Here is a 13,210-nt window from a genome sequence, read left to right as displayed (position 1 = left end):
TTATAAAGAATTTCTCAAATATTTCTAAAGTTTTTGATTGAACCTTATAAAAGAGTCAGAATTCATGTAGGAATTTCTCAATTATTTGAGCAAATGTTTCTGGCGCTTGGCTATTCAGAGTATGGCCGCCCTTTTCTATAATGCAAAGCTGAGAACCGTTCAGTAGCTTGTTAAGTTCATAGGAAGCTGTTAGATTGGGCTGGCTTTGCTGCCGCAAACAAGCAGGCTGGGGAGCTTGATTTTCTTTATCTTATCAGTAAGATTTACCTTACGCAGCTCGGTCAAAATCTGCAGCATCTGTTCCTTATCGGCTCCTTGCTTGGAGAAGACGCTTTTGGGCATCAGTTTAAAGACGAGAATCTGCAGTCTGTAGAGAAAATTATCTGCTAAATTGTATTGAGTCCCGGATAAAATCAAACCCTTCAGATGAGGAAGAGCTTGGTCAGCCAGGTCCAGTGCCAGCAAGCCACCGAGTGACAAACCGACTAAGATAAAAGGCTGTTTCTCGGCCTGAAGGTGCTGGAGGGTTTCTTGTCTAATTTCTTGGTAGTTTTCATTGCCCTTCGGAAAAAGAGCCAGCGACTCCGTCGGGACATCAGCTAGAGCTTCTTGAACTTCCTTCCAAGAATGCTCATCTTGTCCTAGTCCGTGCAGAAAGATAACTTTCATGTCAGAGCTCTCCTTTATCAATCTCCAGCTCGTACAATCCCCTGACTGCATTGCAGGCGTAGATTTTCTCAGCATGATCCAGATCAGCCAGAGTTAAAACTTTCTCAGTAGCCTGTCCATTATCCAGTAGTTGCTGACGGTAGATGCCCTTGAGCAGGCCCAGTTCTGCTGGAGGTGTGTAGAGCTTGCCGTCAAGCTCCAGCAGCAGATTGCCAATAGAAGTTTCCAGCAGCTGGCCTTGGGAATTGTAATAAATCTGTTCTTGCTGCTCCAAGGTCAGATGTGGCCGATGGCTGGTTTTGAAATAGGTGAAAGGCTGGGCTAGATTGGCTGTCTGCTCGACCAATTTTGCCTTTCTGAAAGCCTTTGTCAGCGGCAGCAGAGGAGCCGTTTCTAGCCCAATACTGCCGTCTTTTTTAAGAGCTATACGCAGCCTGTAATCCTGCCCTTTATCCAGCTGAACGCAGGTTTCTTCTAGCTCTTGCTTCAGTTTGTCTTGGTCAAAAGGATAGGCGAAGTAGCTGGCTGCTTCTGTCAGTCTTTGCAGGTGTTGGTCTTGCAAGGTCAGCTTTCCATCTGTCACTTTTCCTGTAGAAATCAGGTCGAATCGCGGATTTTTCCGATAGAGGACGGCAGATTTTTGCTGGGTTTCGATGTATTCGGATTTCCACGTGCTGTCCCAAGTGATGCCGCCGCCAACGCCGTAGATAGCTTTTCTTCCCTCTAGCTGGATGGTGCGAATGGCAACGTTAAAAATCCGTCTCTGATCTGGCAGGCAGATGCCGACTGTACCGCAGTAGACCCCGCGAGCAGCTTTTTCTGTCGCCTTGATGATCGCCATGGTCGAAATCTTAGGAGCGCCTGTGATGGACCCGCAAGGAAAGAGCGCCTTGAAAAGCTCTGCCAGCCCAATTCCCTCATGCAGATTGCTTTTGATAGTAGAGGTCATCTGCCAGACTGTAGAGTATTGCTCGACGCTGCAGAGATGCTCAACCCGCTCGCTGCCTGTCTGAGAAATGCGATTCATGTCATTGCGGAGCAAATCGACAATCATCATATTTTCTGCTCGGTTTTTGGCATCCTGGGCCAGCCATGCAGCCTGCTCTCTATCCTGCTCTAAGGTCAGTCCCCGATTGGTAGTTCCTTTCATAGGACGAGTGGTCAGCTCACCTCGGTGCTCCTCGAAAAAGAGCTCAGGACTGATGGACAAGATGGCGGTCTCATCATGCTCCACATAGGCATTGTAGGCAGCATTTTGCTCAACGACTAGCCTGTTGTAAATAGCCAAGCTGTCCTCAGGATTGAGCTCCGCGCAAAGCTGTACCGTGTAGTTGACCTGATAGGTATCGCCCTGGCGGATATGATGATGAATAGTCTCGATAGCCTTCTGGTACTCTTGCTCAGAAGTCAGTCCCTGCCAAGCCACTGGCATTTCCACTTCCTCATAGGTCAAGGGAATGGAAGCCTGCTCGGCCTTATCGTGGATAGTAAAGTAGAGGAGATATTCCTTCTGGAGCGGAGCCGAATGAACTTGGAATTTTTCCTCGAAGGCTGGCGCTGCTTCATAGCTGACATAGCCGACAGCATAGTATCCTTTCTCCTGCCAGCCCTCAATCTCTGTCAAAAGTTCCTCCACTTGGTCAAGACGGCGAGTCTTTAGCTCCTTGATGGGATTCGTAAAAATCAGGCGTTGGCCCAACTGCTTAAAATCAATAATCGTTTTCTTGTGCATAAAGCTATTTTATCATAAGATAATTTGAATGAAAACGGATTTATCGGATGAAACAGTCATTCTTTTATAAAGGTTGACAGATTAGAAAGTGGCTAGGTATACTATGTTTAAAAAAGAAAGAATGAGATTGCTATGAAGTCAAAGAAATTGTTATTGGTAAATGGAATTACTGGAATTTTAGGAGGCCTCATCATCCTTTACGCTTCTTCTCAGAGATGGCACTGGGAAATAGTTGCTTTAGTTCCCAAGATGGTCGAAAAGTCTGACTGGGGCGTCCTGATCATACTGATCAGCTTGCTGTTTCTTTGTCTTTCCCTAGCTGGAATGGCTCATTATAGTGAAGAGCCAAGAGTCAATAAGATGAGCCATAAGCTTCTCTTTTTCGCCTTTCTTGCAGGAATCATTCCATTTTTGGGGAACTTGGCCGGCGTTCTAGCTATCATATCGGGGATTTTTTATCTTCAAGATGTACCCAAATTCAAGAGCGATGACAAAGCGGACTAACCCATGCTTCCTCCTGCTCGAAAGCCCTCGAAAATTATGATAAAATAAGGGAATGACAAAAACTTAAAAGGAAGCCTTATGAAAAAAATAAATGAATCCTATAAACTAATCGTCTTTGCGACGCTCGCTATGGCTCTGGTTCTCTATATTGGGAACATCTGGTCTGGCCTGCAGAGTCTAACTTCGGTTTTTTCACCCATTATATTGGGTGGAGTCCTAGCCTTTATCTTTAATGTGCCCATGAAAAAGTTGGAAGACTTCTTGGACAGATGCCGCGTACCGCAGAAGCTCCAGCGCGGCTTAGCCTTGGCCTTGGAGGTACTGATTTTAGCTCTCATTATGACGGGGATTGTCTCCATCGTAGTGCCGACTTTGACCACAGCGGTCAATCAGCTAAGCGCGACAATCGGCAAGGTAGCGCCTCAGGTAGCCAAGTGGCTGCAGCAGTCTGGTTTGCTTTCCTCTAGCCAACTGAAAGATTTGACCAAGCAACTGCAAAACAGCGACATTGTCAACCGAGCCATCTCTCTTCTGGGCAGTCTGACAGGTAATATCTCAGCTATTTTTGGCAATTTCTTTTCTGTCATCATGTCTATTTTTCTCATGTTTGCCTTCTTGAGCAGCAAGGAGCATTTGCAGACAATCACTAGCCGTCTCTTGCAGGTTTTGCTTCCTGAGAAGGCTGTCAAACGCCTATCCTATGTCGGTTCTGTCATTGTTGAGACCTATGATAAGTTTCTGATGGGGCAGATGATAGAGGCCGTCATTGTTGGGATTTTAGTCTTTATCGCCTACTCTCTGACAGGTCTGCCTTATGCCGCCTTGACAGGGGTTTTGGCCGGAGTGCTCTCTTTCATTCCCTACATCGGGCCTTTCTCAGCTTGTGCTCTAGGTGCTATCTTTATCTTCACCGACAGCCCTTGGAAAGCCCTTCTTTCAATCGCAGTCTTTCAGCTAGTACAGCTGATTGAGGGCAATGTTATCTATCCGCGTGTGGTCGGCCAGTCCGTCGGTCTTCCAACACTCTTTACCCTAGCCGCAGCCCTGATTGGAGGCAATCTCTTCGGCCTGGTTGGTATGATCTTTTTCACCCCTATATTCGCAGTTATCTACCGCTTGGTTAGAGAGTTTGTTGTGGAGAAGGAGGAGAAAAAAGCACTAGTAAAAGAATGAAAAGAAACCAGCGAGAATAAAAATCGCTGGTTTTTCTTTTTCCAAGTTCCAAGGTCATAATTTCTACCTATAGCAAACAATAATTTCAGTCAATAGTGTTGTTAAAATAGGGATTTTGGATTGGTTGATGAGGTTGGTTATAGTTTTAGGCTATATCAAACTCTGGGAAATTCCAATTATACAGAGGGGGGATTTTCTGATAAGATAAAATCAAGAAAAATTTTGGAGGACGTTTATGTCAACGACTATCATTGGTTTCCCACGTTTGGGCGAATTCCGCGAATTGAAATTTACAACTGAAAAATACTTTAGACATGAAATCTCAGCAGAAGAGCTTCTGGCTGCGGCCAAAGAGCTGCGCGCTAAGCACTGGAATATTGTTAAGGAAAAAGGAATTTCAGAGCTTCCGTCCAATGACTTTTCTCATTATGACAATGTGCTGGATGCGGCCTTTCTCTTTAATGTGGTGCCGTCATCTGTGCAAGGCTTGGATTTGACTGACTTGGAGCGGTATTTTGCCTTGGCTCGTGGCTATCAGGGTGAAAAAGGAGATGTTCGTGCCCTTCCGATGAAGAAATGGTTCAACACCAACTACCACTATATCGTTCCTAAATTTGAAAAAGAAACCCAAGTCAAGCTGGCTGGGCATAAGATTTTTGATGAATTTGCAGAAGCTAAGGAGTTGGGCTTGGTAACCCGTCCAGTTGTGGTTGGCCCATTCACCCTCCTGCAAGTATCTGACTTTGAAGACGGTGTGGCGGCAGCGGACTTTGTAGATGCCCTAGCTGCAGCTTATCAAGAAGTCTTTGCAAAATTAGCAGAGCTAGGTGCAGAGCGTATCCAGCTGGATGAGCCAAGTCTGGTCAAAGACCTGTCAGCAGAAGAAAAAGCTCTCTTCTTGGACCTTTATAAGAAGCTTTTGGCAGACAAGAAAGGCTTGGAAGTCTTGGTTCAAACCTATTTTGGTGACGTTCGTGACATCTATGCAGACCTTGTAGAGTTGCCAGTAGATGCGATTGGTTTGGACTTCGTTGAAGGTAAGAAAACACTTGAACTTGTTAAAGGTGGCTTCCCAGCTGATAAGACACTCTATGCGGGTATCGTCAATGGTAAAAACATCTGGCGCAACAACTATGAAAAGAGCTTGGCTGTTCTTGAGCAAATCCCAGCTGAAAACATCGTCTTGACAAGCTCATGTTCGCTGCTCCATGTGCCATTTACGACTGCTAACGAAGAATTTGAACCAGCAATCTTGAACCACTTTGCCTTTGCGGTGGAAAAATTGGATGAAATCCGTGACTTGGATGCTATCCATAATGGTGGTGGTGCAGAAGCACTTGCTGCTAACAAAGCTCTCTTTGCAGCAGAGCGTGTTGGGCAAAATGCAGAGCTGGCTGCTCGGATTGCTGGCTTGACAGATGCAGACTACACTCGCCTGCCGGTCTTTGCAGAGCGTGAGGAAATTCAGCACAAGGCGCTCAATCTGCCACCATTGCCAACTACGACAATTGGTTCCTTCCCTCAAACCAAGGAAGTCCGTGCCAAACGTTTGGCCTTCCGCAAGGGTGAGCTGTCAGCAGAAGACTATGACAAGTTCTTGGCTGAGCAGATTGATGAATGGATCAAGTGGCAAGAAGAAGTCGGCTTTGACGTGCTGGTGCACGGTGAGTTCGAGCGTAATGACATGGTTGAGTACTTCGGTCAAAACCTGTCAGGTTACCTCTTCTCTAAGAATGGTTGGGTACAATCATACGGTATGCGTGGGGTGAAACCACCAATCATCTGGGGTGATGTGACTCGTCTCAACCCAATCACTGTGAAATGGTCTAGCTATGCACAAAGCCGTACAGACAAACCTGTTAAGGGCATGCTGACTGGACCTGTAACCATCCTCAACTGGTCATTCCCACGTGAAGACATCTCTATCAAGGACTCTACTCTTCAAATTGCTCTTGCTATCAAGGACGAGGTGCTTGACCTTGAAGCTGCAGGTGTGAAGATTATCCAAATCGACGAGGCTGCTCTTCGTGAGAAATTGCCACTCCGTCGCAGCGACTGGTATGAAGACTACCTTGACTGGGCAATTCCAGCCTTCCGCTTGGTACACTCTACAGTAGCGCCAGACACACAAATCCACACTCACATGTGTTACTCAGAATTTACAGATATCATCCCTGCTATTGACAACATGGATGCGGACGTGATTTCCTTTGAAGCTAGTCGCTCTAACTTGGAAATCCTGGATGAGCTCAAGGCTAAGAACTTCCAGACAGAAGTAGGACCTGGAGTTTACGATATCCACTCACCGCGCGTGCCAAATGAAGGGGAAATCGACCATACGATTGAAGCTATCTTGGCTAAGGTGCCAAGCAGCAAGGTCTGGATCAATCCTGACTGTGGTCTCAAAACTCGTGGTATCCCAGAAACTAAGGCTAGCTTGGTGCGCTTAGTAGAAGCAGCCAAAGCAGCTAGACAACATTTGAAATAATCCTCCTGGAACCTCAAAAGTTGAACTTGATGGAGGATACCCCCAAAAAATGAAGCAGAGCTGACAATCCTGCAGAAGCTGTTCTTCTAGGATTGTCCTCAGCTATCACTACCATCATTGAAAGGAACTTTTTGTTATATGGTTCGTCGTCACACACCCAGTCTCTCATTTGAAGTATTTCCTCCCAATCCGGCAGTAGGCAATGATAAGATTTTTCAGGCGTTGAGAGAGATGCAAGATCTGGCTCCTCACTTTATCAGTGTGACAGCCAGCAATAATAAGTTTGACATTGAGGAGACGACGGTTCGTTTGACGGAGTTCATCGCCAACGACCTCAAGATTCCGACGATTGCTCACCTACCTGCGGTCTATCTGACCAAGGACATAGTGTCTAATATCTTGCAGTCTTTGGATCGGGTTGGCGTCCATCAGATTTTGGCTTTGCGAGGGGATATTTTTCCAGATGTGGCGCCTAAGGATGATTTTACCTATGCGACTGACTTGATCGAATACATCAAGACAGAAGCGCCGCATTTTGACATCATCGGAGCCTGCTATCCAGAGGGCCACCCGGATTCGCCTAATCAGATTTCGGATATTCAAAATCTCAAGAAAAAGGTCGATGCAGGCTGTTCTAGTCTGGTGACCCAGCTCTTCTTTGACAATGAGCGCTTTTATGATTTTCAGGACAAGTGCATTTTAGCGGGTATTGAAGTGCCAATCCATGCTGGGATTATGCCGATTCTCAATCGCAATCAGGCTCTGCGCCTGCTCAAGACCTGTGAGAATATCAAGCTGCCAAGAAAATTCCGGGCTATTCTGGATAAGTACGAACATGACCCAGAGTCCCTGAGAGCAGCTGGTCTGGCTTATGCTGTGGATCAAATTGTTGACTTGGTGACCCAAGATGTAGCGGGCATACACCTTTACACTATGAATAATGCTGCAACAGCCTACCATATCTATAAGGCTACCCATGCTCTCTTCAATCATAATCCATCCGTCCAATCTTTTTAAGATGAATGAAGAAACCACTAATCAGATTCAGTTGCTGTTTAGTGGTTTTTGTTTTATAATAAGGATAAAAAAATTATCCAAATCTAAGGAGGAGCTGATGGAGCATTCGCTGACCTTGGTTAAGTCTATGCAGTTTGGCCAAGAAGATTGCTTTTTTGCTTTCTGTGGTTATTCAAAAACGGAAGTCCATCATAGCTTTGGGCCGGCTGTTCGAGATGTCTATGTCATCCACATCGTACTGGAGGGATGGGGGACTTACTCCGTGGGCAATCAGCGCTATGATTTGCAGGAAGGGCAGGGCTTTGTGGTGCCACCGGGTCAGTCTGTCTTTTATCAGGCTGATGGAGAAGAGCCTTGGTCTTATGTCTGGATGGGACTGGGTGGGCGCCTCTTGCCTCCTTATCTGCAGGCTCTGGGCTTACAGTCGGGCCAGTGGTCTTTTGAGCTGACTTCTTTGCAGGAATTTAAGGCCTTGGTCTTTGAAAGTCTGGCTTACGAAGGCAGCGGAATAACAGCTGAACTAGCTCTGCAAAGGCAAGTTTATCGCTTCTTAGAGCTCTTGTCCCAGCGTCTTAAGCAGACATCCTTAATTACGGAAAGCCGTCGAGTCAATCCTTATGTCCAGCAGGTCTTGGAACTGCTGAGCAGCCATCTGCCAGAAAGTCTATCTGTGCAGGAGTTGGCGCAGAAATTGGCGCTGCACCCTTCCTACCTATCTCGGCTTTTCAAGGATGAAGTAGGCAAGGGGATTAAGGAGTACAGCAATGATTTGCGACTCAATATGGCAGCTGATTTGCTGACGAGCAGCCAGCTTTCGGTGGAAGAGATTGCCAATAAGACGGGCTTCGCCGGAACACAGAGCTTTTCAAAAGCTTTCAAGAAGGCGCGTGGTCAGTCGCCCTTGAATTTCCGCAAGGCTAGCTCTCATCTGGGGCAGGAGCTGTAAAAAGTCACATTTGGATAAATAATACTAGAAAGAAAGGCTTACTAAAAAGGGGAGCCTTTTTTATAATGAAAGGAGAAGCGTGATTGCAGAATGTGAAAGGAGAAGGTCATGAATAAGGTGAGTATTTTGTTTAAGGAAGAGTGCAGGCAATTTCATCTGACTAATGGCGAGGTTTCTTATATTTTTCGGGTTTCGGAGGATGGTAAACTCTTGCAGCTTTACTACGGCGTGGCGGTACCGGAGCGGGATTATTCTTATTTGATGGAGCTGCAGCATCGGCCCATGACGACCTATCGGAAAGAAAGGGATTTGCGCTATTCTTTGGAGCATGTGCGGCAGGAATTTCCAGAATACGGCACGACAGATTTTCGTCATCCCGCTATCTGTCTGCGACAGGAAAATGGCTCGCGGATTACTGATTTTGTCTATGTCAGTCATCAGATGGTAGATGGTAAGCCAGCTTTAGAGGGGCTGCCCGCTACTTATATAGAGGCTCAAACGGAGGCTAAGACGCTTATCTTGACCCTGCGAGATGCGTTGACAGAAGTAGAAGTTCAGCTGTTTTATACGATTTTTGCTGATTGGCCGGTTATCGCTCGCTCCAGCAAAATGATTAATCAAGGCGGGGAAACTTGCTATTTGGAATCCCTAGCTAGTCTGTCGCTGGATCTGCCAGATGCTAATTATGACTGGCTGCAGCTATCAGGAGCATGGGCTCGGGAACGCCATATCAAGGAGCGCCCGCTTCAGCAGGGGATTCAGTCCATTGAGTCAACCCGCGGCATTTCCAGTCCTCATCACAATCCTTTTGTAGCTCTTAAGCGCTCGAAAACGACTGAGTTTTCAGGTCCAGTGCTAGGAGCGGCCTTGGTGTACTCGGGCAATTTTCTCATTCAGGCTGAGGTAGACACCTATGATGTGACCCGGTTGCAGCTAGGCATCAATCCTTTCGGTTTTGAGTGGAAGCTGGCCGCGGGCCAGTCCTTTACCAGTCCAGAAGCTCTGTTGGTTTATTCTGAGGGGGGCCTCAATGGCATGAGTCAAGTCTTTCATCAGCTATTTCGTCGACGTCTAGCTAGGGGCTACTGGCGCGAGCGAGTGCGTCCTGTTCTCATCAATAACTGGGAAGCTACCTATTTTGACTTTAGTGAGAATCAGCTGTTGGAGCTTGCTGAAAAGGCTCAGGAAGTAGGAGTAGAGTTCTTTGTGCTAGATGACGGCTGGTTTGGCCAGCGGACTAACGATCGCACTGGGCTTGGGGATTGGTTTGTCAATCCAGAAAGGCTGCCGCAGGGGCTGGACTCGCTAGCAGGTCGTATTCATGGTTTGGGCATGAAGTTTGGTCTTTGGTTTGAGCCGGAAATGGTCAATAAGGATAGCCAACTCTACCGAACTCATCCTGACTGGTTGCTTGCAGTGCCAGATAGACAGCCCCACCATGGTCGGAATCAGTTTGTTTTGGACTATTCTCGGCCGGAAGTAGTGGATGAGATTTTTGAGCGTCTGTCAGCGATTATCGAGGAAGCGCAGCTGGATTATATCAAATGGGATATGAATCGCCCTCTGACAGATGTCTTCTCGGCTGCCTGGCCAGCCGATCAGCAAGGAGAGATTTTTCACCGCTATGTCTTGGGGGTTTATGACTTGTATGAGCGTTTAATCAGTCGCTATCCAAGCTTGTTATTTGAGTCCTGCTCTTCAGGTGGAGGCCGCTTTGATCCAGGTATGCTCTACTATGCTCCTCAAGCTTGGACCAGCGATGACTCGGATGCTATTGAGCGCTTGAAAATCCAGTACGGGACCAGTCTTCTCTATCCGCTTTCGTCCATGGGAGCTCATGTCTCCATCGTGCCCAATCACCAGACCAACCGTCTGACTCCGTTGAAGACGCGGGGCAATGTCGCCTTTTTCGGTTCTTTTGGCTATGAGCTGGATCTTAATCAGCTAAGTCCAGAAGAATTGACTGAAGTCAGGGAACAGATAGCTTTTTACAAGCGCCATCGAGAGCTGATTCATAATGGAACTTTTTATCGACTGCAGTCGCCATTTAAGGGAGATGGGCAGACAGCTTGGATGGTTGTCAGTCAGGATCAGAACACTGCACTTTTAGGCACTTTCAAGGTCCTCAATCAAGTCAATCGCTCTCATCAGCGCTTGCAACTGAAAGGGCTGGCTGTGGATAAGGTCTATCGACTAGAGGGGCGTGCCTATACTGGGGCTGAGCTTATGCGAGTTGGGCTAGTCACCACGGATGCTTCCAGCGGTCAGCTTCTGGAGGATTCTGAGCAAAAGCCAAGCTATGACTTTGATTCCAAACTCTGGCTTTTTGAAGCAGAAGATGAGTAGATAAGATGGGGAATAAAAAGAGCAGAAGGAACAAGCTGATTAAAAGCTGTACTTCTTGCTTTTTTTCTGAGAAAAAAAGGATAGTACCATTATCTCTGATAATTCTATAGGAAAAGGCTTTCAAAAAGGTATATAATCAAGTGAAGCTTTTATAAAATGAAGCTGGTTCAGAATGAGAGAATTTGTAAACATGAAGAAAGCATTTGCCAGCTTGGATTATTATAAGAAAGCATTCAGCAAATGCGAGGAAGATCATGAGAAAGAGAGAGCCTTATGACGAGAAAAATCATCTTTCTGGATGTGGATGGGACCCTCATCGACTATGATAATCATATACCGGAGTCTGCGGTGGTTGCCATTCGCAAGGCACGGGAAAAGGGCCATCTGGTATATGTCTGCACAGGTCGCAGCAAGGCTGAGATGCCGCCGGAAATCTGGGATATTGGCTTTGATGGCATGATTGGTGGCAACGGCTCCTATGTGGAGCATGAGGGGCAGGTTGTTCTGCACCAGCTGATTCCGCGAGCTGTCGCTAAAAGGCTAGTCGACTGGCTTCAGGAGCGGGGGCTAGAGTTTTACCTAGAGAGTAATAACGGTCTCTTTGCAAGCAGGGGCTTCCGCGAAGCAGCGCGACCAGTGCTTCGGACCTATGTACTTGGAAAAGGTGCCAAGCCAGAAGAAGTCGTAAATATGGAGGCAGAAGAAGCCCTTCACGGCCTGGTTTATGGTGGGGAGCTCTACCGAGACGACCTGAATAAAGTCAGCTTTATCTTCAAGAGCTACCAAGACCATCTGGACTCTAAGGCAGCTTTTCCTGAACTCCAGGCGGGCACTTGGGGAGGAAAGGGCGAGCACGCTCTCTTTGGTGATTTGGGCGTCAAAGATATTACCAAGGCGCATGCTATTGAGGTTCTTCTGAAGCACCTTCATGCTGATAAGGCGGATACTCTGGCTTTCGGTGATGCCAAGGTTGATATTCCTATGCTGGACTATTGTCAGGTCGGGGTCGCTATGGGAAATGGCGGAGCGGAAATCAAGGCCATGGCTGATCTGGTGACAGAATCGGTCAGACAAGACGGTCTCTACAAGGCCTTTGAAAAGTTAGAACTCATCTAAAGGAGATGTGAATGATGGCAAAAACTCTTTATCTGATGCGGCATGGCCAAACGCTTTTCAACCTGCGCCACAAGGTGCAGGGCTGGTGTGATGCTCCTTTGACCGATTTTGGTATTTATCAGGCCAAGGTGGCAGGGCAATATTTTAAGGATGCCGATATTACATTTGACGATGCTTATAGCTCTACTCAAGAGCGGGCCTGTGATACCTTCGAATTGGTAACGGACGGGAAGCTTCCCTATAAGCGTATCAAGGGAATCAAGGAGTGGAACTTCGGGACCTTTGAAGGGGAAAGCGAGGATCTTAATCCGCCCCTGCCCTATGGAGATTTCTTTGTGACCTATGGTGGTGAATCACAAGATCAGGTCAGGGAGCGCATGGCTGCGACCGTTCTCAAGCTCATGCAAGAGACAGATGGCCAGTCCGTGCTCATGGTCTCTCATGGCGCAGCTATGGCCAATTTTGCCAGAGCTTGGCAGAAAAATTGGCGTCTGGAAAGTCTAGGTCACATGACCAATTGCGGTATTTTGAAGTTTACTTTTGAACAGGACAAATTTTACCTAGAAGAGATCATTGGCCACGATTTTAGCAGCTGGAAGGAAAAATAAATGAAAGATTTATACTTGATGCGGCATGGCCAGACCTTTTTCAACCAAGAGGGCTTGGTGCAGGGAGCTTGCGACTCTCCTTTGACTGAACTGGGGCAGGATCAAGCCCGGCAAGCAGGAGCTTATTTGCAAGAGCGGGGCATTCGTTTTGGGCATCTCTACTCGTCCACTCAGGAGCGGGCTTCTGATACGCTGGAACTTGTCTCTGGTCGAACCGACTATACTCGTCTTAAGGGTATTAAAGAATGGAACTTTGGTCTTTTTGAGGCCCAGCCCGAACACCTGCAGCCGAAGTTTCGACCCGGAGCTACGTCCTTTGAAGACCTCTTTGTACCCTATGGTGGAGAAGGTGTGGACCAGGTCGGTGAGCGCGTGCTGGTTACTCTGACTGAGGTCATGGAGCAGGCGGATGCAGAGCCAGTCTTGGCCGTCAGCCACGGTGGTGCCATGTGGGCCTTCTATCTCAAGATTGCGGCCCAAGCTCTGGATCCCAAGGTGCGCTTTGGTAATTGTGCCATCTGTCATTACCATTATGAGCAGGGATATTTTAAGCTGGCGGAAGTGATTGACCCGCTGACGGGTGATGTGTATGAGTGTGAATGAAGAAAGAG

The 13,210-nt window shown here is 47.2% G+C and carries 10 protein-coding genes and 1 pseudogene; 9 read left to right on the top strand and 2 right to left on the bottom strand.

What is annotated here, in order from left to right:
- Positions 1-55: 55 nt before the first annotated feature.
- A pseudogene (locus tag MK370_RS11175) lies at positions 56-669 on the bottom strand (alpha/beta fold hydrolase).
- A gap of 1 nt (position 670) precedes the next feature.
- The gene (gene pabB, locus MK370_RS11170; protein WP_268685301.1) at positions 671-2,401 is read right to left on the bottom strand and encodes an aminodeoxychorismate synthase component I; all 1,731 of its coding nucleotides are present in this window, start codon (positions 2,399-2,401) and stop codon (positions 671-673) included.
- A gap of 132 nt (positions 2,402-2,533) precedes the next feature.
- On the opposite strand from pabB, the gene MK370_RS11165 reads away from it, so the two are divergent.
- From MK370_RS11165 to MK370_RS11125, 9 genes are all read left to right on the top strand, one after another.
- A complete protein-coding gene (locus MK370_RS11165) occupies positions 2,534-2,905 on the top strand; it encodes a hypothetical protein (protein ID WP_002901428.1) in 372 nt (123 codons plus the stop codon).
- A 78-nt stretch (positions 2,906-2,983) separates the two neighbouring features.
- Entirely contained in the window at positions 2,984-4,078 is a 1,095-nt protein-coding gene (locus MK370_RS11160; protein WP_268685300.1) for an AI-2E family transporter, read from the top strand.
- Between the two features lie 235 nt (positions 4,079-4,313).
- Positions 4,314-6,566 carry a 5-methyltetrahydropteroyltriglutamate--homocysteine S-methyltransferase gene (gene metE / locus MK370_RS11155; RefSeq protein WP_268685299.1) on the top strand — a complete coding sequence of 751 codons (2,253 nt, stop codon included), beginning with the start codon at positions 4,314-4,316 and terminating at the stop codon, positions 6,564-6,566.
- A 138-nt stretch (positions 6,567-6,704) separates the two neighbouring features.
- On the top strand, positions 6,705-7,583 hold the full coding sequence (gene metF / locus MK370_RS11150; RefSeq protein ID WP_268685298.1) for a methylenetetrahydrofolate reductase [NAD(P)H]: 879 nt from the start codon (positions 6,705-6,707) through the stop codon (positions 7,581-7,583).
- 1 nt (position 7,584) lies between these two features.
- Positions 7,585-8,529, top strand: coding sequence for an AraC family transcriptional regulator (locus MK370_RS11145; RefSeq protein WP_268685318.1), 945 nt, complete (start codon positions 7,585-7,587; stop codon positions 8,527-8,529).
- Positions 8,530-8,637: 108 nt separating this feature from the next.
- Complete coding sequence (locus tag MK370_RS11140; RefSeq protein WP_268685297.1) at positions 8,638-10,875, top strand: alpha-galactosidase; 2,238 nt, start codon at positions 8,638-8,640, stop codon at positions 10,873-10,875.
- 273 nt (positions 10,876-11,148) lie between these two features.
- The gene (locus MK370_RS11135; RefSeq protein ID WP_268685296.1) at positions 11,149-11,991 is read left to right on the top strand and encodes an HAD family hydrolase; all 843 of its coding nucleotides are present in this window, start codon (positions 11,149-11,151) and stop codon (positions 11,989-11,991) included.
- Between the two features lie 11 nt (positions 11,992-12,002).
- Positions 12,003-12,599, top strand: coding sequence for a histidine phosphatase family protein (locus MK370_RS11130; protein ID WP_268685295.1), 597 nt, complete (start codon positions 12,003-12,005; stop codon positions 12,597-12,599).
- Entirely contained in the window at positions 12,600-13,202 is a 603-nt protein-coding gene (locus tag MK370_RS11125) for a histidine phosphatase family protein (protein ID WP_268685294.1), read from the top strand.
- The last annotated feature ends 8 nt before the right edge of the window (positions 13,203-13,210 follow it).

This window comes from Streptococcus sanguinis (genome assembly GCF_026781265.1).
Taxonomy (GTDB): Bacteria; Bacillota; Bacilli; order Lactobacillales; family Streptococcaceae; genus Streptococcus; species Streptococcus sanguinis_T.
The sequence above is the reverse complement of the archived record's forward strand: the minus strand, read 5'-3'. Positions and strand labels throughout refer to the sequence as shown.